Origin of the sequence: Cognatundibacterium rivi (assembly GCF_018139565.1) — a bacterium.
GTDB classification, from domain to species: Bacteria; Pseudomonadota; Gammaproteobacteria; order Burkholderiales; family Burkholderiaceae_D; genus Undibacterium; species Undibacterium rivi.
Window position 1 is genome coordinate 786,817 of the sequence record NZ_JAGSPK010000001.1, and the last position, 21,478, is coordinate 808,294.

Consider the following 21,478-nt stretch of genomic DNA (forward strand, 5'->3'; position numbering starts at 1 on the left):
ACACGGGCGCAGTCAGGTAGAATTGCGGGATTCTGAAATTTAGTTAAATTATGCACATTCATATCTTAGGTATTTGCGGCACTTTCATGGGCGGGCTGGCTGTGCTGGCAAAGGAAGCCGGACACACCGTGACAGGCTGTGATGCCAACGTTTATCCACCGATGAGCACGCAGTTAGAAGCGCAGGGTATTACGCTTACGCAGGGCTTTGGTGCCGAACAAATCGCGCTGGAGCCGGATCTGTACGTGGTTGGTAACGTCGTGTCGCGCGGCAATCCTTTGATGGAAGAAATCCTGAACCGCGGCTTGCCGTATGTTTCCGGCCCGCAATGGATGGGCGACCATATCCTGCGCCATAAGTGGGTACTCGCGGTCGCTGGTACTCACGGCAAAACCACGACCTCGGCAATGCTAGCCTGGATACTGGAATATGCGGGTTACGCTCCTGGTTTTCTGATCGGTGGCGTGCCTTTGAATTTCGGCATTTCTGCGCGTTTGCAAGGCAATCATGCCTCGGATTTTTTCGTGATTGAGGCTGATGAGTACGATACGGCCTTCTTTGATAAGCGCAGCAAATTCGTGCATTACCACGCCAAGACGGCGATTCTGAATAATCTTGAATATGATCACGCCGATATTTTCCCTGATGTCGGTGCGATAGAAACGCAATTCCACCATCTGGTGCGTACGGTACCAGGTGTCGGGCGTCTGATCGTCAATGGTCAGAATGAATCCCTGCAACGCGTGCTGCAACGCGGTTGCTGGAGCGAAAAAGAATTTTTCGGCAATGGGCAGGAATGGCGCATTGTTTTGAAAGACAGCGAAGATTTCGACGTCTTTTTCAACGATGAATGTCAGGGCACGGTGCAATGGCAATTGAATGGCGAACATAATCGTCAGAACGCTCTGGCCGCGATTGCCGCCGCCCGTCATGTCGGCGTCAAACCTGAGATTGCCATCGAAGCGCTGGCGCAGTTTGTGAATGTCAAACGACGCATGGAAGTGCGCGGTGTCGAAAACGGCATTACCGTGATCGACGATTTTGCCCATCACCCGACTGCAGTGGCGACGACCGTTGCCGGCTTGCGCCGCAAGGTCGGCAACGCTCGTATTCTCGCTGTGCTGGAACCGCGCTCCAACACCATGAAACTTGGCACCATGAAACAAGCCTTGCCCGGCAGTCTGGCGGAAGCGGATCTGGTATTTGGTTTCGGTGCGCATGAAGGCAAAGATGCACTGGGCTGGGATCTGGCGGAAACGCTGGCGCCGCTGGGCAACAAGCTGGCGACTTTCTCCGTGATTCCCGAGCTGGTTGAGTCTATCGTCCGTCAGGCGCGGCCTGGTGATTATGTGCTGATCATGAGTAATGGCGGCTTCGGTGGCGTGCATCAGAAATTACTCGATGCGCTGAAAGCGCGTGCACAGGCTGAGGTTGCGGCAGCATGATTGTTTACCTGCATGGTTTTCGTTCCTCCCCGCAGTCTTATAAAGCGCGGGTGATGCAGCAACATATGCAGGAGCTGGGACGCGCGGATGAATTTTTTTGCCCGGCATTATCACCATCACCGGCAGAAGCAATCGCACAGGCCGAAGCCATCATTGCGACAGCGGATCCGGCACAACGCGCAACATTGACGGTGATAGGTTCCTCGTTAGGCGGCTTCTATGCGACCTGGCTGGCGGAAAAATATGCGTGCAAAGCCGTGCTGCTGAATCCTGCCGTTAAACCACCGCGCGATCTGGAAAGTTATGTCGGCGTGACGACGTATTATCACAGCGACGAAGTCTTTGAGTTCAAAGCGGAATACGTCGCCCAATTGCGGGCATTGGCTGTAGAAAAAATTACCCGGCCGGAACGTTATTTTTTGCTGGCAGCAACTGGCGATGAAGTGCTCGACTGGCGCGAAATGGTTGCGCATTATCCGGGCGCAAAACAGAAAATCATCGAGGGCAGCGATCACGGCATTGCAGAGTTTGCGGATTACCTCGGTCTGATCATGGCTTTTTGTGATGATGAGGTCTGACGGTGCGTGATTCTGGTGAAGCCGTTCTGCGTTCCGCATTTCGTCATGCCGCGCTGGCGCACTGGGTTGAGCATGTCAACACCGTCGACCGGCGGCCGGCGATGCAGGACTGGCTGACTAACCGCGATTCACTGACGGCCAGACTGACTGCGCGTTGTACGCAATTCCGCGTGCAGCGTTTGTCGCAGCACAAGGCAGTGTGTCTGCCGGATGAGTACGCTGTGATCGGATTACCGCAACGGCGTCAGGTGCATGAGCGCGAAGTGATACTGCGTTGCGATGGCGAAGCAATGATTTACGGCCATACCGTGGTGCCGCTGAGTGCAACGGCAACGCAATGGCCATTGTTTCAGGGGTTGGGAGAGCGCTCTTTAGGCAGTACCTTGTTTAATGATCCGCAGGTGGTGCGCGGCACATTATCGTATGCCCGCTTGCATCAGACGCATCCGCTGATGCGTCGCATCGTGCGGGTATTGCCGGGGCTGTCGGCAGAACGCAGTCTGGCGGCGCGGCGCTCGTTGTTCTGGCGTAAAGGTGCCTGCCTGCTGGTCACTGAAGTGTTTTTGCCCGCAGTGCTGACATTGCCGCACAAGCTACGCTGACGCTGAAAACAGGGCAAAACCGTAAAAATATACTGGGGGGAGTATTTTTAAAAGCCTTTTAAATACAAAGACATTAGGCCGAAAATACAAGATACTCCCCCCGATTGATAAAAATACAGACGTAAAAATGAAGAAAAGAAGTCTTGCATGAATTTATTTTTTGAAGAATCGGGCGATTTTAAAGCGGGCAGCATGATGTCGCAGGCAGGCGAGGCCTATCAGGTCGAACTGGCGAGCGGTAAGCGCAGCAAAGTCAAAGCCAAGGATGTGCTGTTGCAATTCGCAGCGCCTGATCCGGTCACACTGATTGAGCAGGCACGCGCCGCTGCTGCAGATATTGACCTCGAATTTTTATGGGAAGTCGCGGGTCAGGAAGAGTTTGGTTTTGCTGAACTCGGCGCTGAATATTTCGGTCATGCACCGCAACCAGTCGAAGCCGCCAGCCTGATTTTTGCATTGCATTCGGCACCGGTGTATTTCTACAAAAAAGGCCGTGGCCGTTACAAGGCTGCGCCTGAAGCTGCGCTGAAAGCAGCACTCGCCGGTATCGAAAAGAAAAAACAGCAATTGCTGATCCAGGCTGGTTATGTCGAAGAGCTGAAACAGCATCGTTTGCCGGAAGCGATGAAACCACTCGCTTTGCAGCTCTTATTCAAACCCGATAAAAATACGATCGAATACAAAGCGCTGGCAGAAGCTTGCGATGCGTTGCAAATGTCGGCATCGCGCCTGATGCTGGCGACCGGTGGCATCCGCAGCCCGAAAGAGCTGCATCTGGCGAAATTTTATTTCGAGCATTTCCCCAAAGGTCTGGGCTTTCCGGCGATTACGATACCGGCCTTACCGACCGATTTACCGGTTGCCGATGTGCAGGCATTTTCGATTGATGACGTCACCACGACCGAAATTGACGATGCGTTTTCCGTTGTTGATCTGGGCGATGGTAAGCTGCGCGTCGGTATCCATATTGCCGCACCTGCTTTAGGTGTGGCACGTGGCGACGCGATTGATCAGCTGGCGCGGGCGCGCATGTCAACCGTGTATATGCCGGGCGACAAAATCACCATGTTGCCGGATGAACTGGTCGACACCTACACGCTTGGTGCCGGGCAAACCCGGCCAGCATTGTCACTGTATGCGACGCTGGACACCACGGACTGGTCTGTCATCAGTACGGAAACGAAAGTCGAAGCGGTACCGATGGCGTCAAATTTGCGCCACAACGATCTCGATGCGCTGGTGACCGAAGAAAATCTGGCGAACGATGCTGGCGATTATCCGCATAAAGCCGAGATCGCAAAAATCTGGAAATGGGCGCTGGTGCTGGAACAAGGGCGTATGGCCAAGCGTGAAAGTTTCGGCATGAAGCCGGAACAAACCAATCGCGTTGATTTCAATTTTTATGTCGAAGATGACGTCGTTAGTATTGTCCGCCGCAAACGTGGTGCACCACTCGATAAGATGGTGGCGGAGCTGATGATTTTCGCCAACAGCACCTGGGGTAAATTGATGGCGGATCATGGCATCCCCGGCATTTATCGCGCGCAGGGTGTGGCCGGTGGCCGTGGTCAGGGTGGCTGGGCGGGCCGCATGCAAGTCCGTATGCTGACGCACGCCGCGCCGCATCAGGGCTTGGGAGTGGATCAGTATGCGTGGAGCACATCACCGCTGCGCCGTTACACCGATCTGGTGAATCAGTGGCAGATCATCGCTTGCGTACAACACGGCGTGACTGCGCCGCTGGTGGCACCGTTCAAACCAAAAGATGCCGATTTATTTGCGATCGTTTCGGGCTTTGATGCAGCGTATTCTGCCTATAACGACTTCCAGACCAATATGGAACGTTACTGGTGTCTGCGCTGGCTGCAGCAGGAACAGGCACGTCAGGTTGATGCGGTGGTCTTGAAAGATGAGATTCTGCGTTTGGTGGAGATTCCGCTGGTGATCCGTTTGCCAGGCATGCCGCAGACCGCCCGCGGCGCGCAAGTCCGACTCGATATTTTGCGCTGGGACGAAGTCGATCTCAGTGTTGAAGCGCGCATACTGGAAGTGTTGGGAACAGTGACTGAGATCGGTGAAGACGAAGTGCTGGAAGCCGAAATGGATGCCGAACTCGAAAATGCACTGGAAGATGCGGTCGATGCCTTGCCGGATGATGGCAACGCTGCAACCGGCAATCAGGATGCGGCAACAGAGGCAAACGGTGCCAGCGATGACGATAGCGACGATAGCGACGATAAACGCGAAAACAATAACATTCAGCCACAAGCCGAGTAATGAACAGCGCGACAGAAAAGACAGATAGCATGCCCATGAAATCCGTGTTTGATAATTTGATACTCACGATTGCGGTGACCATTTCCGTAGTCGTTCATGCGGCATTGCTGCTGGTTCATTTCGTCGCGCCCAAACCCGCAGAAACGCAAGCGGCAGACCCCGGGCTGGAAGTGATTTTGGTTAATTCCAAACATGACAGAAAGCCGCTGAAAGCAGATGCGCTGGCACAAGCCGATCTTGACGGCGGCGGCGCGCATGACAGCGGTCGCAGTAAATCGCCGTTGCCGGATATGAACCGAAGCGAAGATGGCGACAATATCCGTACCGCCACCAAACGCATAGAAGAGCTGGAACAGCAGCAACAGCAATTGCTTGATCAGGCCAAACGTAAAGAAAATTTCCGCTTGCCGCAGCAAGAAAAGCGTCGCCTTGATGACAGCCGTACGCCAAATAAAGGCAGTGATGATCTCGATACCAGCAAAGCTTTAGCCCGGATGGCAGCAGAGATTTCACAGACTATCGAAGATCAGAATAAACGTCCGCGTAAAACCTTCATCACGCCAAGTACGCAAAAAGTTGGCTACGCGATGTATTACAAAGAGCTGCAAAAACGCATAGAAGATTTCGGCACCCTGAATTTCCCGCAAAAAGACGGGAAGAAACTGTACGGTGAATTGATTGTGTATATCCCGATTTTTCAGGATGGCACCATTTATGAAAAAGAAGGCGGCCCGCGCATAGAAAAATCGTCCGGTAATAAAGCACTTGATAAAGCCGCGTTGCGTATCGTGCGCAGTGCCGCACCGTTTGGTAAGTTTCCGCAAAACATGCGCTCAGACGATAAAGACGATTTATGGGTGGTGATTACCCGTTTCAAATTCACGCGCGATCAACAGTTAGAGACAGAATTGCGCGGAGGTAAAAAATGACGCAGGCCGCAACACCAGATCACTATGTCGTGATCGGTAATCCTGTTGCGCATAGTAAGTCGCCGTATATTCACGCCGCTTTTGCCGCACAAACCGCTCAGGCGCTGGACTATCAGCGTTTGCTGGCGCCGCTGGATGGCTTTGCCGCAAGCGTGCAGGCGTTCAGGCAACAGGGGGGCAAAGGTGCGAATGTGACTGTGCCATTCAAACTGGATGCCTGCGCGCTGGCAACGCAGTTAACGACGCGTGCCGCCGCTGCAGGTGCCGTCAATACTCTGCGTTTTGATGGCGATAAAATTTTAGGCGATAACACGGATGGCATCGGACTGGTGACTGACATCGTCCGTAATGCGGGCGTACAGTTGCAAGGCAAACGTATCTTATTACTTGGTGCCGGTGGCGCAGCACGCGGTAGCTTATTGCCTTTACTGGAGCAATTGCCGGCAGAGCTGGTGATTGCCAACCGCACCTTATCGAAGGCGCAGGAACTGCAACAACTGGCACAGCAATATGTGACTCAGATTCCGGTTTTCGCGCGCACTTTTTCCGATGTTGATGGCCATTTCGATGTGATCATTAATGCGACTTCTGCCAGTTTGCAGGATGATGTGCCGCCGCTTGCTGGCAGCTTGTTTGATGCCGGGACGCTGGCTTACGATCTGATGTATGCCGCGCAGCCAACGGCATTTCTGCGTTTTGCAGCGACGCACGGCGCACAATGTCGCGATGGTCTTGGTATGTTGGTAGAGCAGGCGGCGGAAGCTTTTTTTATCTGGCGCGGAGTGCGGCCTGACACATTAACGGTGCTGGCTGATTTGCGACAGGCATTGAATCCCACAGCGGAGGCGTAATGAAATTATTACGCCGATTGCTGTTCTGGCTGGTTGCCGTGCCGTTGTTGTTGGTGATTTTGCTGCAAGCGTATTTTCTCTTGCAGATTTGCTGGTGGATTAATTTCAATCCTTCTTCCACCAGTTTTATGCGCCAGCAACTCAGCGTGTTGCAGGAAAAAAATCCGGATGCGCAGTTACAGCATAAGTGGGTGCCGTATGACCGGATTTCTTCGCATCTGAAGCGCGCAGTGATTGCATCGGAAGACGATACTTTTGTGGATCATGAAGGTGTCGATTGGGAAGCCATGCAAAAGGCCTACGAAAAGAATCAGAAAAAAGGCAAAGTTGTTTCCGGCGGTTCCACGATCACGCAGCAACTCGCAAAGAATCTGTTTTTATCTGGTCAGCGCAGTTATCTGCGCAAAGGACAGGAACTGATCATCACCTATATGCTCGAAGCCTGTATGAGCAAGCGCCGGATATTAGAGATTTATCTGAATTCGGTCGAGTGGGGCGTTGGTGTATTTGGTGCCGAAGCAGCGGCTCAGCATTATTACCGCATCAGTGCAGCCAATCTGGGTGCGGCACAGTCGGCGCGGCTGGCGGTGATGCTGCCGAAGCCCCGCTACTTTGATAAAAATCAGGGATCGGGCTATTTGCAGAGACGGACTGAGTTAATTTTAAAACGTATGAATTACGCGGAGGTACCATGAATTTACAACGACAACGTGGTCTGAGTCTGATCTGGATATCTGTTTTGTTTATGTTACTGGGCTTAGTATCGATGGGCTTTTTATATACGATACGCTACGGGCATTTACCTATGCAGGATGTCTGGTCGAAATGGGGCAAGTCGGCGAACGTGATTGGTAACGAATTAAAAAATGTGACGGGCATACAGGAACTCAGTCTGCCGGGGCAGAATAACAGCGGTGTGCGCCAGGCAGCCACGGTTGAGTCCGGTGTACGTCGTTGTACGATTGATGGCAAAACCGTATATTCAGATACCGCCTGTCTTGACAGTAATCCGACCAGTAAAAATATCAAGCTTAATGATACGAAGGGATTCGTGAAACCTCCGCCACCGGTTGAGGAAGCGTCTGCCAGCAATGCTGAGCAGGACTTGCGATTGAAAGCATTGGAAAAAGCCTTGCAAAAGGCACAGCGCTGACAGTTGTAGCGCACATATCGAGCGCACGTTTTTATTGTTTGCGCTGTTCGCAGAATGGATGCGAACGAAAAAATTTAAGTCAGGCCGGGTTTTGCAGTAATCAGTTCTATGCTGACCCGACCTCATTCTTAGCAGCTTCTACCGGAATTGCCCATGATTAATGTTTTCGTTTTACACAATGGACGGCTGAGTCAGATTAATATTGAAAATCGTGCCGATCTTGAAAATACTTTGCCGGTGTGGGTTGATCTGACAGACCCGAATGAAGAAGAACGCGAATGGGTCAAAAGTATTTACGGCGTGACTTTGCCGGGCGAAGACGAAGTCAAGGATATTGAAGCCTCTGCGCGTTATTACGAAGCTGATAGCGGTGATCTGCATTTACGCACCGATTTTCTGATCGATGAAAACGAAGACGATGAACCAGCGCGCACGGTGACCGTCGCGTTTATTCTGGCGCGCGATATTCTCTTTTCTGTACACAATACCGATTTGCCTGTGTTCCGTCTGGTCCGCATGCGTGCCCGTTCACGCCCCGGTTCTATTAACGATTACAAAGATGTACTGCTGGATTTGTATGCGACCGATGCCGAGTATTCTGCGGATGCACTGGAAGGCATTTATCAGAATCTGGAAGATGTCAGCCGCGCTGTGCTGCAAAAAGATTTCAGCGATCAGGACGCCGCTGCTGCATTGAATTCGATCGCGCAAGAGGAGGATCTGAACGGTCGTATCCGCCGCAATATGATGGATACGCGCCGTGCCGTCAGTTTTCTGATGCGTGGCCGTTTGCTGAATGCAGATCAGTTTGAGGAAGCGCGCCAGATTTTGCGCGATATCGAATCCCTCGATGGCCACACCTCATTTCTGTTCGATAAAATCAACTTCCTGATGGATGCCACCGTCGGTTTCATCAATATCAATCAGAATAAGATCATCAAGATATTCTCGGTCGCCAGTGTGGCTTTCCTGCCGCCGACATTGATCGCCAGTATTTACGGCATGAACTTCAAAGGCTGGTTTCCGGAACTGGACTGGGAGCTTGGCTATCCATTCGCTCTGCTGCTGATGCTGGCATCAGCGATTACCCCATTCTGGTATTTCCGCCGGCGCGGCTGGTTGAAATAAGCGCTTTGGGATAGCAGCGCAGCTCAATCCTCTGAGCGCTTGTTCGCATGACTACATCAGCATTGAGTTCAGGGCGGTGGCGTTTGCCACCGTTGTTCTATCTTCGCATACGTTCCGTTTGCTCTGATGGCAACCAAGCCACTGTCGAGTAATTGCGCATAGCGGGTGGCACCCGGCCAGGATTTTGAAAAGCTGACAAACAACTTGTCTTCCAGTGCAACCCCGACCTGCTTAATTTTTCCCTGAAATTCTTGCGGATGTGTGACGCGGAGATGATCTGCAACTCTGGTATAGACCAGTGAATAATCCGACCTTCCGCGTAATAATTTACGCAAATTTGACAGATCAGACGGCGCGGTTTCCCGGATTATTCCAGCATCATTCTCGATGTCGCTGCCGTAGGTATAACCATGCGTGACGCCTACTTTCTGTCCGCGTAAATCCAGTCTGCTGATAGCTGGTGGCTTATCGTTTTCTCTGGCATAAATTCCGATGACGGCCTTGAATATTGGCTCTTTATGAAAGATAAACAGCGACGCAAGTTTGGCATCTTGCAAGCTGTCGAAGCAGCCGAGTGCCTGACCAGTTTGTGCCAGCATCAGGCAACGTGAATAAGGAGCAGATGCAAATCTGACCTGAATACCACCAGCGGCATACGCAGCTTCAATGACATCGGCAGCAAAGCCGCGAATCCTGCCATCTTTTAGTCCGGAATAGGGGTACCAGTCATCCTCACCAATCAACGTGATCGTTTCAGCCCTTGCGGAGGTCAGGCTGTTGCCAGTGATAAAAACGAACAACAGCAGCAAACGTAAAAAACGCAAAAAATGTAAAAAACGCACACTGATGTTGCTTGTACTACGGATCGTCATGCAGATATGGTGGGAGATAAAGAATGATCATTATTGATCATCATATTGACGTATTTTGATGGAATTACATAGACCTGATTTTCACTTTTCCTGCCCGCTGTATTTTTTCACAATTCAAAGAATTAATACTCGATGACGTTTACATCACTAATATCACTCATTAGTGACGATCATCGCGTCCATGGGTTATGTATAAAGATGGAAAAAAAGGAAAACCCACGCCAGATTAGTCCGGATGCGCGGGCTTTCCAGGGGAGGTGGTGCTCAGCTGAGCTGTTCTATCTGTGCAACAGACTGACGGTTTTTCACAGATGTGGAACGCGGTACCGCTTTTGTGCGTGATTGCTGAGCATATGAAGCGTGTTTCGCTGATGTCTGTGATGAACGATGAGTCAGCTTGAAAACTGATAATGCACTGACCAGCGTTGTGGTCTGGGTTTCCAGGCTCGCCGCTGCGGCGGCTGCTTCCTCTACCAATGCGGCGTTTTGCTGTGTCACTTCGTCCATCAGCGTAACCGCGTCATTGACTTGCAATATGCCTGCACGTTGCTCTTGTGAGGCTGAGGCAATTTCCCCCATGACGCTCGTAACTTTTTCTGTTGTGGTGATAATTTCCCGCATGGCACCGCCGACATTACTGGTGAGCGATGAACCTGTCTGAATTTTTTGCATGGATTCATCAATCAGTTCTTTAATTTCTTTTGATGCAGAGGCGCTACGCTGCGCGAGATTTCGCACTTCCGATGCCACGACGGCGAAGCCGCGTCCCTGTTCGCCTGCGCGGGCTGCTTCGACCGCAGCATTCAACGCCAGAATATTCGTTTGAAACGCGATACCTTCGATAATGCCCGTGATCTCTATCATGCGCTTCGAAGAATGGCTGATGTCATCCATCGTCGCGACCATCTGATCTGAAATTTTCCCACCGCTGCCAGCGATATGTAAGGCCTCGTTCGCCATGGTGCTTGCTTGTGTTGCATTGTCAGAGTTTTGCGATACGGTGGAAGCAAACTGTTCCATGCTGGCGGCGGTTTCTTCAAGCGAGGATGCCTGTGATTCGGTTCTGCTGGATAGGTCCAGATTGCCCGCCGCAATTTCTTTGGTTGCCAGCCCGATTTTTTCTGCATTCTTGAGGACATCGCCGACGATAGAGTGCAGGTTAATTCTTAACTGTCTCAGCATGCGTAACACCTGTCCCAGATCGTCGGTACGGCTGGTGTTGATTTCGCCGGTCAGATCGCCGCCAGCCATAATTTTGCAGGCTTCCAGCGCCCGCCGGCTGGGAACCGTGACGGCCCGGTGAAAGTTGTACCAGGATGACAGTGCGCTGAAAGTGGACAGAAACAGCAGCCCTGTCAGCCATTGACTTTCAGTCGCCGGGTTTATCGTCACAAAATTGCAGATCAGCGTAAAAATAAAAGAAGTGACCATCAGCGCCGCGGTCAGGGCGAGGTGATGATTGATGGAGAACCTGAAGCGAGAACGTAAGCGGGCAATAAAATTATTACTGCGAGCGCCACCCTGATGCAGGCGGATATTATTCGGGTTGCCGTTTTTCAGTTCTGCATACAATTTTTTTGCATCACTGATTTGTTGGGGCGAGGGCTTGGTACGTACAGACATATAGCCTACCGGCTTACCATCTTCAATTACCGGTGTGACATTTGCACAGACCCAGTAATAGTCACCATTTTTGCAGCGATTCTTGACGATACCAGTCCATGGTAAGCCGGATTTGACTGTGCTCCATAAGTCGGCAAAGGCTTCAACGGGCATGTCAGGGTGACGAACTATATTTTGTGGTGCACCTATCAGTTCATCTGTTGTAAAACCACTGACTTCAATGAAATAAGGATTGGCGTAAGTAATGTTTCCTTGTAAGTCGGTGGTCGAGACAATTGATTCTGTATCACTGATAGGATGTTCATTCTGACTGACAGGCATATTTAAACGCATGGTATTCCTCTTTCATGAACTGAGCGGCTGGAATCTCCGCATCCTGTTTGGTTCAACACAAATTCCCAGTACTGCTTTTACAGCTTGAGACGTAGTGAAAGATTCAATATCAATCTGCGTATCTGATAGAAAAGAATGATGTCACTGACAGGTTAGTGTCAAAGATCAGAGTAACTAAGCAGACGATATGCATTAAAAAAACACTCAGAAAGTCAGAGTGCGAAACATTTTCAGTGATCAAAAATTGCTCTTTATCGACTCTACGCCAAGAAAATATTGCTGACAATAAGTAAATTTTTCTGCTGGCAAATGGAAAGTTGCTCTGTGGATATGTCACAATTTATTGCGTCGTTATTTACGTGCAAAGTTAAACGCAGTTGAAGGAAGATGGGAGAGTGCAGTGGCAATCTTTGTTTTTCACAGGCAGGAATGAGTCTTATTTTCTACAAACAAAATGGACTGACTTAACTTTAATTAACGTTTCACGGCACGTGATGGGCTTAACGTATGACGTTAATCAGACAAAGTGGGCATGCTGTCGTTGACCTGAGGTAAACAATGCGTCCGCAGCAAACGCAGTATCAATAGTCGGCGATTGCGGTTAACTATTATTGTTGGCTATGTTGGCTAAATATGCGGCTGCTGGCACGAAATGCTGCCAGCCGCCGCATATTTAAAGGAGGTGTCGCAGAAATTAATGCACTTTAATGTGCTTCTTCCCAGTTTTTCCCGATACCGACTTCCGCCAGCAAAGGTACGTTCAGCTGCGCCACATTCGCCATCAGTTCTGGCAATTTTTTGCGTACCAGTTCGAGTTCAGATTCCGGTACTTCCAGCACCAGTTCATCGTGGACTTGCATGATCATCTTGGATTGCAGGCGATCGTTTTCCAGCCAGTTTTGCACCGCAATCATGGCGAGTTTAATCAGATCGGCAGCAGTGCCTTGCATCGGCGCATTGATCGCTGCACGTTCAGCGCCCTGACGACGTGGTCCGTTCGGGCTGTTGATTTCTGCCAGCCACAGACGCCGTCCGAACACGGTTTCGACATAGCCGTGTGCCTTGGCTTTGGTGCGGGTGTCGGCCATGTATTGCGCAACGCCGGGATAGCGCTGAAAATATTTGTCGATATAGCTTTGCGCCGCCGCACGTTCTATGCCGAGGTTCCCAGCCAGTCCAAATGCGCTCATGCCGTAAATCAGACCGAAATTAATCACCTTCGCGTAGCGTCGTTGCTCACTCGTGACATCATCAAGCGCAACACCAAAAATCTCAGCGGCAGTCGCTTTATGCACGTCTTCGCCATCGGCAAAGGCTTTCAGCAAGCTGGCATCACCGGAAATATGCGCCATGATACGTAATTCGATTTGCGAGTAATCGGCGGAAATAATCACATGCTCAGGTGCGGCGACAAAGGCTTCGCGGATACGTCTTCCTTCTGCCGTGCGTACCGGAATATTTTGTAGATTCGGATCATTCGATGCCAGCCGGCCAGTCACGGCAACCGCCTGCGCATAGTTGGTATGCACACGACCCGTTTGCGCATTCACCATTTTTGGCAGTTTGTCGGTGTAGGTCGATTTGAGTTTTGCGAGGCCACGGTATTCCAGCAATACTTTGGGCAGCGGGTAATCTTCCGCGAGCTTTTGCAAAACTTCTTCATCCGTTGAAGGGGCCCCGGATGGCGTTTTTTTGACGACGGGTAAGCCCAGTTTGCCAAAGAAAATTTCACCGAGCTGTTTGGGGGAGTTCAGATTGAACGGTTGCTCTGCGAGTTCGTAGGCGTTTTGTTCCAGCTCCAGCAAGCGCTTGCCGATTTCATTCGACTGCGCGTTGAGTAAGTCTTTATTGATCAGGACGCCGTTGCGTTCTATCTTTTGCAGGACGACCGAAGTGGGTAATTCTATGTCGTGATAAACGCGTTGCAAGCTGGTGTCTGTTTCGATTTCTGGCCACATCGCCAGATGTAATTGCAAAGTGATGTCGGCATCTTCTGCGGCATAGTCTGTTGCCCGTTGCAGCTCCACCTGATCAAAACAGATTTGCGCTGCACCTTTGCCGCAGACGTCTTCAAAACTGATGGTTTTTTTGCCGAGATGGCGCAGCGCAAGGCTGTCCATGTTGTGTGATTTATGCGACTCAAAAACGTAAGATTCGAGCAGGGTGTCATGCACGATGCCGCGCAGTGCGACGCCATGATTTGCAAAAATATGCGTATCGTATTTCAGGTTTTGTCCGACCTTGGCTTTGCTGTCATTTTCCAGCCATGGCCTGAGTTTTTCCAGTACCAGTTCGCGCGATAATTGTGCCGGTGCATCGGCATATTGATGTGCTACCGGGATGTAGCAGGCATGACCAACTTCACAGCACAGAGAAATCCCGACCAACTGCGCGGTCATCGGTTCGAGCGAGGTGGTTTCAGTATCGACTGCGGTCAGGCTCGCATTATTGATGCGGGTGATCCAGGCGTCAAGCTGGGCTTCGCTTAACACCGTTTCATAATTGCTGATAACAGCCGCAGGTATTGCGCCGTCATCATTGAATAAGCCCGCCTGTGCTGGCGTATTCCCTGAACCAGCAGCGGCTTTTGTTGTTGCGCTTAACGGTGTCGCGCCCGCTGTTGCATCGCCGGATAATTCGCGTAGCCAGGTTTTAAAACCATAGCGTTTGTAGAACGCCAGCATCGCTTCTTTGCTTTCTTCTTGCGCGACCAGCGATGCATCGATAGAAATATGATGTGCTGATAAATCGCAATCTGTTTTGACGGTGATCAGTACGCGACCCTGCGGCAACCAGTCTAATGCTGCTCGCAGGTTATCGCCGACCACGCCTTTGATTTTGTCTGCATTGGCGATCACGCCATCCAGACTATCGTATTCACTCAACCATTTGACCGCTGTTTTGGGGCCGCATTTGGTCACACCTGGAACGTTATCGACGGTATCGCCGATCAGCGTCAGATAATCGATGATACGCTCAGGCGGTACACCGAATTTCGCCAGCACGCCTGCTTCATCGAGTTTTTCATTGCTCATGGTGTTGATCAGGGTGACGTGGGGATTCACCAACTGAGCAAGATCTTTGTCGCCGGTAGAAACAATGGTATTCAGGCCGCGCGCCGTTGCTTCGACAGCGAGAGTGCCGATCACGTCATCGGCTTCGACGCCTTCGACCATCAGGATGGGCCAGCCCATGGCTTTGACGGCTTCATGTATCGGTTCTATCTGCAGACGTAAATCATCGGGCATGGCCGCGCGCTGCGCTTTGTATTCGGGATACAAGTCGTCGCGGAAAGTTTTGCCTTTTGCATCAAATACGCATGCCATGTATGCTGCCGGATAATCACTGCGCAAACGGCGTAGCATGTTGATGATGCCGTAGATGGCGCCGGTTGGCTCTCCTTGCGGATTGCGCAGATCGGGCATGGCGTGAAAGGCTCGGTACAGATAACTTGAGCCATCAACTAATAACAGGGTATTTTGCATATGAACGGAAACGGAAACAGAAAAGATGTAACGAGGTTGCGCCAGATTATCGACAGAGATAAGGCGACCGCCTTAAAAGCGCGTGAATCGTGGCATATGTTCACGATTATGGCAGAGTTTATCGAGTCCACCGAGCGCCTTTCGACGATACGCCCGGCGGTGACTATTTTTGGTTCAGCCAGAACCAAACCGGAAGACAAATACTATCAGCTCTGTGTGGACCTTTCCCGGCGCTTGTCAGATCAGGGCTTTGCCGTCATTTCCGGCGGTGGTCCCGGTATTATGGAGGCCGCGAATAAAGGCGCTTACGAAGGTGCCTCGCCCTCGGTGGGACTGAATATCGAATTGCCGCACGAGCAGCGCACGAATCCGTGGCAAAACATCAGCCTCAGTTTCCGTCATTTTTTTGCCCGCAAAGTGGCGTTTGTTAAATATGCCGATGCGTATGTCGTGTTTCCTGGCGGCTTTGGCACGATGGATGAAGTCAGCGAAGTTTTGACGCTGATCCAAACCGGCAAGACGCGGCATATTCCCGTAATTCTGGTGGGCACCAGTTTCTGGAGCGGCTTACTGGAATGGATCCGGGTACAGATGGCGGGCAATGGCATGATTGCGCCATCAGACCTGAATCTGGTGCATCTGATTGATGAGCCTGCAAATATTGTCGATGCGATTTTTGCCTTCTACGAAGCCCGCGATATCGAGCCTTCTGAAGACGAACGGCAACGTATGTTGTACTTGTAATCACCTGCCATAAAATTTCCGGCGGCAATAATGCCAGACAGAAAAACGCAATGAAACAAAATCAAACGAATAAATCAAATAAGCCGCATCAGATGATGTGGCCGATGAGCGTGCTGTTGCTGGCGACGCTTAGTGTGAACGCTGCGGCGCAGACTCACTGTGTACAATTGGAAAACGATGCAGAACGACTTGCCTGCTACGATCAGTTGCATAACAGGAATAAGAGTGTGGCGGATGCACATGCCGTCAATACTGCGACTGGAATGATGGCGGAAACTGTTGTTTCACCTGTTGCACCGCTTGCCGTTGTGGCTGAAAGTGAGGCGCCGCGCTCGTTTCTGAGTGAGCGGGTGGATGGCTTAACTGAGCGCTGGGATCTTGATCCGTCGAATAAAAATCCACGGTTTTTACCGCGTTTGTATAAACCTGTGTACATCTTGCCGGCAACCTACAGCAGCCGGATCAACAAAGCGCCTTACTCGCCGACACCTGGTCATCAGTCCGATGCTATTGGTCTGAGTCCTGCTGAAGCGAAATTCCAGTTGAGCTTTAAATCCAAGATCTTTGATGGTTTGCTGGGCGACAGAGCGACGATCTGGGGCGGTTATACGCAATCATCGCGCTGGCAAGTGTACAACGACGATTTGTCGCGGCCATTCCGTGAAACGAATTATGAGCCCGAGCTGATGGCGGTCTTTTCCACCCCGTTTGAAGTCATGGGCTGGCATGGGCGCATGGCATCGGTCAGTTTAAATCATCAGTCGAATGGCCGTTCCCTGCCTTTATCCCGCAGTTGGAATCGTGTGATTGGTGAAGTCGCCGCCGAGCGTGGCGACTGGAGCCTCAGTCTGCGTCCCTGGTGGCGCATCAAGGAGGCGGCTGGCGCAGATGATAATCCTGGCATTGAAAACTATATTGGCCGGGGCGAGTTGTTATTGACCCGCAAAACCGGCGAGCATATTTTTACTTTTCAGGGGCGGCATAGTTTGCGTTCCCGCAAAGAGTCCCGTGGTTCCATTCAGCTGGAATGGGCGTTTCCGCTGGTTGCAGGTTTGCATGGATATGCCCAGATATTCAGCGGTTATGGCGAAAGCCTGATTGACTACAATTTCCGCCAGAACAGATTTGGTCTCGGCATTTCCCTGGTCGAGTGGCGTTAAAAAAAGAGCCCGTCGTTGATAATTGACGGGCTCTTTTTATTGATGAGTGACGGAACTGCAGGCTCAGGCTACATTCAGCAGTATCAGACCGAGCAAGGCGGGCAATGCCTGAATGTAGAGAATTTTTTTACTGGCAGTTGCCGCACCGTACAAACCAGCAAGCAGAACGCAAGCAAGAAAAAACACCTTCACGTCATGTCCGGCGCTGCCGAGGCTGAGTCCCCAGAATAAGCCAGCAGCGAGAAATCCGTTATACAAACCCTGATTTGCTGCCAGCACTTTGGTGGCGGCGGCGGATTCTTTGGTTTGCCTGAAGGCTTTCAGTCCCGCTGGTTTTTCCCATAAAAACATTTCCAGTATCAGAATGTAGACGTGTAATAACGCAACCAGCCCAACGATGACGTTTCCGATTAAAGACATGCAGATGCTCCTTTTATATTATTAATTATGATGATCATAACGGATCTTGCATTTTTGAGCATCAGTCCAGCCAGTTAACGCGATTGAATTTGTTTTTAAACTCTTCCGGCATAGGTACGACTTTTCCGAGTTGGTAGTTAAAAAACACAAAACCTGATTTTGCCATTGCAACCTGCGCCTGATCTGCGGGACGGCTGATGCGGAAAGTAATGTCGCCACCGTATTTATTAAAATCCATCACACCGACTTCAAACAGCAACTGGTCACGCGCATGTCCTTCGGCTTTGTAGGTGGTCGCTAAGTCGGTAACGATAATACCGATGCCATCTTGAGCCGTTTCCCGGATACCGAATTCAAATAGAAAACGCGCACGCGCTTCAGAAATCATCGAAATCATAGAATCGTTGCCGAGATGATTGGCACCATTGATATCCGTGACGCGAACGGTGAGTTGAGTGGAATAGTAATACTGGTCTTCAGGGAAGTGCAGTTGCAGGCGAGCCATGGGGATGTTGAAAAAGACGTAAAGTCTGATTGTAGCCGTTTAGCCGTTCTGAGGCGATCTTGGCGCGCTTCCTAAGTTGAAGAACCAAGCCGCCAGGATGTCTTAATGCATGAAATCGTTACCTGCTGCGGTAACCACAAGACATCGCTCGCATGCATCATTCCGGATTCCGTGACCGTCAGCCTGACGGCTGGCGGTTTGCCAAGGACAGTCAAACCCGCGTAAAATGGCGGTTTCGCGGGTGTAGTTCAATGGTAGAACGGCAGCTTCCCAAGCTTCATACGAGGGTTCGATTCCCTTCACCCGCTCCAATGAAATCAACAGCTTAGCTGATTTTATTCGGTCTCAAATTTCCGCAATTCTGAAATATTTCCGCAATTCTGTTAAGAAATGAAGTTTTTATTACTCAATCCTTAATATTCACTAGTTGAACGACTTACTCAAATTTTTCGTTATGTTTTACAAACATAACTTTTTGGTCTTTTAATATTGGTGAAAGGGAGTCGTCAGGCGCGACTACGATCACGTCGCGGTAAACTAATCGGTATAAATTAATTTGGCGCATTAACTCGCCAAGTGATGGCAATGTCGATTTAACCTCTACCAGAATAGAATACTGACTTCCAGTAATTTGCCAACACTTATCTTGCACATCCCACACTGCCGACGGAGTTGACCAAGAAATAAGTGCGTCTGCATACCCCAAGATTCTCGGTAAAATTCGCCCGTTTTCTGAGTGTTGCTGAATAACCTTTTCCAATGTAACGCGATAAACTAGGTTGGTCGGTTTTTCGGGCGGTAGCGGCAAATTTATTAGCTTCTCTCCCGCAGGTATGCGGAGCTCGCTTGATGTCCAATTTGCTTGAAGTACGTCGTGATGATAATCTGGTAAAAATTCTTTTATATATTTCCGAGCCAACATCTCAGCGTTTGCATGCACCCACAAAACAATTTTATCGTGCGATACATTTTTAACTTCGTCATCCCAAAAACCTAGTTGTTGAACCTTATCTCTTGCAGTTGCCATTAGAATATTCTCATTCAGTAACATTTATCAATCAACGATTAATCGGTGTCCATCATTAACTAACCTGTGATTTTTAGAAAATAGCGATGCTTGATTAAGGTAAGGTAAATTTGACACATCACAAAAGAATTATAGATGAGAACTTATTTTGTAGGACTAACAATTTTTCCTCTGCGTAAATAATGTCTTTTAGTGGTCTTGACACTATCGTGTCCAAGCAGATCACTTGCTGCCTGATCGCCGCGAATATCTGAAGTATCATCGGCTGCCTTAGCTCTAAGGTCATAAAACCAGAAATTCTTAATTGCTTGTTCCATATCAGGATCGGATGCGATTGCTTTTCTTCTGGCTTCAGTAAAGTGGTTACGAAGAACAGCAGGAGTCATTTTTTTTCCATGTTCATTAACAAGCAAAGCTGGGGTAAAAAATTTAAACCCTTCTTTTCGTTTGTTAATGCGATTAATGGTTTGTTTTAATTTTCCAGAGATCACTATGCGCAAAGGCTGTTTCGTCTTTTCTTGCGCAATAAATAAATGTCCATCGATAATATCGTCATCTGCCATTGAAAGTGCATCACCTGGGCGCTGGCCCGTCAGATAAGCTAAATCCATGGCATCGCGTAAAGGCTGGCTCGCTTGCTTGTAAACGACATTGAATAAATCATCTGAAACATAGACCATTCGTTTATCAAGAGCATGCCCGCGAATACCCTCGCAAGGATTTTGTGCATCCGTATATCCCCAGCCACGGGCATGATTAAATATGTTCGAAAACAATCTTTTACATCGATTTGCAGTCGTCGGTTTGTCACGATGTTTGTCTAAAAATTTCCGAATATGTACAGGCCGGATCTGATCCAAAGGAGCAGTTCGAAAATATGCCTCGACGTGTTGAATATCGTACCTGAAAATTTTCTGAGTACTTTTTGCAAGCTTAGGGACTTCATTTTTTTTATAGCGATCAATAGCATCACCAAATGTCGGTGCTTGAATTTTCTCAGTACTATTTAATTCAGCATATTTTGCCAGTGCACCAATGTAATCACTACCCAACGGTATTTCCTTACGTGGCTTTCCACCTGTATCAAAAAAATAGTAAACAAGCTCGCCACGAATACGCTTGCGCATGTGAGGGGGCAAATTTAAATTAACAGACGGTTTTCTAGCCATTTACTCTTCCGGTGGATTCCATTGCTCAATAACTTGTTTTTCTTCTTTTCTGCCTTCGATTGCAGCAACCGGAACAACTGGTTTTCCGCATGCGTTTACAAAGAATTTGATTCCCATTTTCCGAAGAGCTTCTATCTGCTTTGATTTGACTTTTCTACCAGTCAAAATAGCCAAGTCATTTGCTTGCAAAAATGCACTCATAAGGTCACCGTCTAAATTGTTGGTGCGGTCGCTACCCAGCACACGCCGAGCGCCTGATTCGAGAAGAAGGTCATGCCATCGTTGTTATGGTCAGCCGCCAATTGCATGACGTGAGAGAACGCTGCAAACGCATCAGTGCCGTAAGGTAATTGGTAGTAATTTTTTTCTGGAACACGAATGCCCCGTGAAGACCAATAGCGTTTTTTGTTCAAGTCGTGAGTTTCCATATCTTTGGATATGTACTTGCTGATGTAGCCAGCCAACTTATGCGCACCATGTTTACCGAAACCAAATTTATTCGGGTCTCGGACATTGATTTGACCGCCCGGCTTTCCGTCTTCAGTCAAACCAACGATTTTTTGCCATATATAGCGAATTAGTTGGTAGAACTGGCGACCGTGCACAGCGACGTGTATATGAAATGCGCCACGTTCCTGGCGTTCAACCGTCGCCACATAGTGAAACTGTTTGTATTTAGCCATGCGGCGCCTAAACGAATCCCAATCCTTCAAGAGTCTATTCCAATCCATCATATTCTCTCGATAAGTAAGAGTGATCATGCGATCAGCGGAAATCGACTTACACCGCAGCCGTACAGCCTGTTTGGCACGTTTTGCGCTATCCTCGTTGTTCTGCTCTTTCTTTTCTGAATCACCGCGCTTGGCGCGGTTTTGATTTGGTAGCGCGCCTTTTATACGCACAAAGCGTGAAGCGCTGATTTCCCGCTGACCATCTGCAAACTGCCTGTCATGTACAATCCATGTGGTTCTCAGTACCGGACCGTCATCCAGTAGCCAATTTGCGGTTTCATCGTCAGTTGCAGGGCGACAGTCTTCAAAATCGAATTCAAAATCGTTGATAGAACTAATTGAATCATCTATATTGCTAATCATTGATGCAGCTCCAAGGTAAATGCGTCAATCAAGGAGACGAACACTTGCAGGTGTTGCGTCTCTTTTTTATTCTCTAAACAGTT

At 49.7% G+C, this 21,478-nt stretch carries 20 protein-coding genes and 1 tRNA gene; 12 read left to right on the forward strand and 9 right to left on the reverse strand.

Annotated elements, in window-relative coordinates:
- The first annotated feature begins 50 nt into the window (after positions 1 to 50).
- The 9 genes from mpl (at position 51) to corA (ending at position 8,963) form a co-directional block, all read left to right on the forward strand.
- Positions 51 to 1,445 carry a UDP-N-acetylmuramate:L-alanyl-gamma-D-glutamyl-meso-diaminopimelate ligase gene (gene mpl, locus KDM87_RS03535; protein ID WP_212677760.1) on the forward strand — a complete coding sequence of 465 codons (1,395 nt, stop codon included), beginning with the start codon at positions 51 to 53 and terminating at the stop codon, positions 1,443 to 1,445.
- Positions 1,442 to 2,023: a YqiA/YcfP family alpha/beta fold hydrolase gene (locus KDM87_RS03540; protein ID WP_212677761.1), complete on the forward strand. Its 582-nt coding sequence runs from the start codon at positions 1,442 to 1,444 to the stop codon at positions 2,021 to 2,023. The genes mpl and KDM87_RS03540 overlap by 4 nt, the downstream gene beginning before the upstream one ends.
- A gap of 2 nt (positions 2,024 to 2,025) precedes the next feature.
- Positions 2,026 to 2,625: a chorismate--pyruvate lyase family protein gene (locus KDM87_RS03545; RefSeq protein WP_329604885.1), complete on the forward strand. Its 600-nt coding sequence runs from the start codon at positions 2,026 to 2,028 to the stop codon at positions 2,623 to 2,625.
- A 147-nt stretch (positions 2,626 to 2,772) separates the two neighbouring features.
- Positions 2,773 to 4,902 carry a ribonuclease catalytic domain-containing protein gene (locus KDM87_RS03550; RefSeq protein WP_212677762.1) on the forward strand — a complete coding sequence of 710 codons (2,130 nt, stop codon included), beginning with the start codon at positions 2,773 to 2,775 and terminating at the stop codon, positions 4,900 to 4,902.
- Positions 4,903 to 4,937: 35 nt separating this feature from the next.
- Positions 4,938 to 5,831 carry a TonB family protein gene (locus KDM87_RS03555; protein ID WP_200178223.1) on the forward strand — a complete coding sequence of 298 codons (894 nt, stop codon included), beginning with the start codon at positions 4,938 to 4,940 and terminating at the stop codon, positions 5,829 to 5,831.
- Complete coding sequence (aroE, locus tag KDM87_RS03560; protein WP_212677763.1) at positions 5,828 to 6,682, forward strand: shikimate dehydrogenase; 855 nt, start codon at positions 5,828 to 5,830, stop codon at positions 6,680 to 6,682. The genes KDM87_RS03555 and aroE overlap by 4 nt, the downstream gene beginning before the upstream one ends.
- Positions 6,682 to 7,377, forward strand: coding sequence for a monofunctional biosynthetic peptidoglycan transglycosylase (gene mtgA, locus KDM87_RS03565; protein WP_212677764.1), 696 nt, complete (start codon positions 6,682 to 6,684; stop codon positions 7,375 to 7,377). The genes aroE and mtgA overlap by 1 nt, the downstream gene beginning before the upstream one ends.
- A complete protein-coding gene (locus KDM87_RS03570; protein WP_212677765.1) occupies positions 7,374 to 7,835 on the forward strand; it encodes a hypothetical protein in 462 nt (153 codons plus the stop codon). Before mtgA ends, KDM87_RS03570 begins: the two co-directional genes overlap by 4 nt.
- Before the next feature lie 153 nt (positions 7,836 to 7,988).
- Positions 7,989 to 8,963: a magnesium/cobalt transporter CorA gene (gene corA, locus KDM87_RS03575; RefSeq protein WP_186884826.1), complete on the forward strand. Its 975-nt coding sequence runs from the start codon at positions 7,989 to 7,991 to the stop codon at positions 8,961 to 8,963.
- A 68-nt stretch (positions 8,964 to 9,031) separates the two neighbouring features.
- On the opposite strand, the gene KDM87_RS03580 is transcribed toward corA, so the two are convergent.
- The 3 genes from KDM87_RS03580 to polA all read right to left on the reverse strand — a co-directional run bounded on the left by KDM87_RS03580 (position 9,032) and on the right by polA (position 15,276).
- Complete coding sequence (locus tag KDM87_RS03580; protein WP_212677766.1) at positions 9,032 to 9,835, reverse strand: substrate-binding periplasmic protein; 804 nt, start codon at positions 9,833 to 9,835, stop codon at positions 9,032 to 9,034.
- Between the two features lie 264 nt (positions 9,836 to 10,099).
- The gene (locus tag KDM87_RS03585) at positions 10,100 to 11,791 is read right to left on the reverse strand and encodes a methyl-accepting chemotaxis protein (RefSeq protein WP_212677767.1); all 1,692 of its coding nucleotides are present in this window, start codon (positions 11,789 to 11,791) and stop codon (positions 10,100 to 10,102) included.
- A gap of 704 nt (positions 11,792 to 12,495) precedes the next feature.
- Positions 12,496 to 15,276 (reverse strand): DNA polymerase I, encoded by a 2,781-nt coding sequence (gene polA / locus KDM87_RS03590; RefSeq protein ID WP_212677768.1) that lies wholly within the window; start codon positions 15,274 to 15,276, stop codon positions 12,496 to 12,498.
- Between polA and KDM87_RS03595 the strand changes: the two genes are divergently transcribed.
- Entirely contained in the window at positions 15,277 to 16,020 is a 744-nt protein-coding gene (locus KDM87_RS03595) for an LOG family protein (protein ID WP_186884830.1), read from the forward strand.
- A gap of 50 nt (positions 16,021 to 16,070) precedes the next feature.
- Positions 16,071 to 17,180: a phospholipase A gene (locus KDM87_RS03600; protein ID WP_212677769.1), complete on the forward strand. Its 1,110-nt coding sequence runs from the start codon at positions 16,071 to 16,073 to the stop codon at positions 17,178 to 17,180.
- A 63-nt stretch (positions 17,181 to 17,243) separates the two neighbouring features.
- Here KDM87_RS03600 and KDM87_RS03605 read toward each other — a convergent pair whose 3' ends face one another.
- Positions 17,244 to 17,600: a DUF1304 domain-containing protein gene (locus KDM87_RS03605; protein ID WP_186884832.1), complete on the reverse strand. Its 357-nt coding sequence runs from the start codon at positions 17,598 to 17,600 to the stop codon at positions 17,244 to 17,246.
- A 61-nt stretch (positions 17,601 to 17,661) separates the two neighbouring features.
- Positions 17,662 to 18,105 carry a thioesterase family protein gene (locus tag KDM87_RS03610; protein ID WP_186884965.1) on the reverse strand — a complete coding sequence of 148 codons (444 nt, stop codon included), beginning with the start codon at positions 18,103 to 18,105 and terminating at the stop codon, positions 17,662 to 17,664.
- Between the two features lie 237 nt (positions 18,106 to 18,342).
- On the opposite strand from KDM87_RS03610, the gene KDM87_RS03615 reads away from it, so the two are divergent.
- Positions 18,343 to 18,416, forward strand: a tRNA-Gly gene (locus KDM87_RS03615).
- A gap of 125 nt (positions 18,417 to 18,541) precedes the next feature.
- Here KDM87_RS03615 and KDM87_RS03620 read toward each other — a convergent pair.
- The 4 genes from KDM87_RS03620 to KDM87_RS03635 all read right to left on the reverse strand — a co-directional run bounded on the left by KDM87_RS03620 (position 18,542) and on the right by KDM87_RS03635 (position 21,395).
- On the reverse strand, positions 18,542 to 19,156 hold the full coding sequence (locus KDM87_RS03620; protein ID WP_212677770.1) for a hypothetical protein: 615 nt from the start codon (positions 19,154 to 19,156) through the stop codon (positions 18,542 to 18,544).
- 119 nt (positions 19,157 to 19,275) lie between these two features.
- The gene (locus tag KDM87_RS03625; protein ID WP_212677771.1) at positions 19,276 to 20,301 is read right to left on the reverse strand and encodes a tyrosine-type recombinase/integrase; all 1,026 of its coding nucleotides are present in this window, start codon (positions 20,299 to 20,301) and stop codon (positions 19,276 to 19,278) included.
- Positions 20,302 to 20,502 carry a DUF4224 domain-containing protein gene (locus KDM87_RS03630; protein ID WP_212677772.1) on the reverse strand — a complete coding sequence of 67 codons (201 nt, stop codon included), beginning with the start codon at positions 20,500 to 20,502 and terminating at the stop codon, positions 20,302 to 20,304.
- A gap of 11 nt (positions 20,503 to 20,513) precedes the next feature.
- The gene (locus tag KDM87_RS03635; protein WP_212677773.1) at positions 20,514 to 21,395 is read right to left on the reverse strand and encodes a rolling circle replication-associated protein; all 882 of its coding nucleotides are present in this window, start codon (positions 21,393 to 21,395) and stop codon (positions 20,514 to 20,516) included.
- Between the last annotated feature and the right edge of the window lie 83 nt (positions 21,396 to 21,478).

Coding starts and splice junctions, on each gene's coding strand:
- KDM87_RS03585 (WP_212677767.1), bottom strand. CDS start 11,791: ATGCGTTTAAATATGCCTGTCAGTCAGAATGAACATCCTATCAGTGAT.
- KDM87_RS03580 (WP_212677766.1), bottom strand. CDS start 9,835: ATGACGATCCGTAGTACAAGCAACATCAGTGTGCGTTTTTTACATTTT.
- KDM87_RS03540 (WP_212677761.1), top strand. CDS start 1,442: ATGATTGTTTACCTGCATGGTTTTCGTTCCTCCCCGCAGTCTTATAAA.
- KDM87_RS03620 (WP_212677770.1), bottom strand. CDS start 19,156: ATGTTACTGAATGAGAATATTCTAATGGCAACTGCAAGAGATAAGGTT.
- aroE (WP_212677763.1), top strand. CDS start 5,828: ATGACGCAGGCCGCAACACCAGATCACTATGTCGTGATCGGTAATCCT.
- mpl (WP_212677760.1), top strand. CDS start 51: ATGCACATTCATATCTTAGGTATTTGCGGCACTTTCATGGGCGGGCTG.
- KDM87_RS03600 (WP_212677769.1), top strand. CDS start 16,071: ATGAAACAAAATCAAACGAATAAATCAAATAAGCCGCATCAGATGATG.
- KDM87_RS03555 (WP_200178223.1), top strand. CDS start 4,938: ATGAAATCCGTGTTTGATAATTTGATACTCACGATTGCGGTGACCATT.
- KDM87_RS03550 (WP_212677762.1), top strand. CDS start 2,773: ATGAATTTATTTTTTGAAGAATCGGGCGATTTTAAAGCGGGCAGCATG.
- KDM87_RS03625 (WP_212677771.1), bottom strand. CDS start 20,301: ATGGCTAGAAAACCGTCTGTTAATTTAAATTTGCCCCCTCACATGCGC.
- KDM87_RS03610 (WP_186884965.1), bottom strand. CDS start 18,105: ATGGCTCGCCTGCAACTGCACTTCCCTGAAGACCAGTATTACTATTCC.
- mtgA (WP_212677764.1), top strand. CDS start 6,682: ATGAAATTATTACGCCGATTGCTGTTCTGGCTGGTTGCCGTGCCGTTG.
- KDM87_RS03570 (WP_212677765.1), top strand. CDS start 7,374: ATGAATTTACAACGACAACGTGGTCTGAGTCTGATCTGGATATCTGTT.
- corA (WP_186884826.1), top strand. CDS start 7,989: ATGATTAATGTTTTCGTTTTACACAATGGACGGCTGAGTCAGATTAAT.
- KDM87_RS03605 (WP_186884832.1), bottom strand. CDS start 17,600: ATGTCTTTAATCGGAAACGTCATCGTTGGGCTGGTTGCGTTATTACAC.
- KDM87_RS03595 (WP_186884830.1), top strand. CDS start 15,277: ATGAACGGAAACGGAAACAGAAAAGATGTAACGAGGTTGCGCCAGATT.
- KDM87_RS03635 (WP_212677773.1), bottom strand. CDS start 21,395: ATGATTAGCAATATAGATGATTCAATTAGTTCTATCAACGATTTTGAA.
- KDM87_RS03630 (WP_212677772.1), bottom strand. CDS start 20,502: ATGAGTGCATTTTTGCAAGCAAATGACTTGGCTATTTTGACTGGTAGA.
- polA (WP_212677768.1), bottom strand. CDS start 15,276: ATGCAAAATACCCTGTTATTAGTTGATGGCTCAAGTTATCTGTACCGA.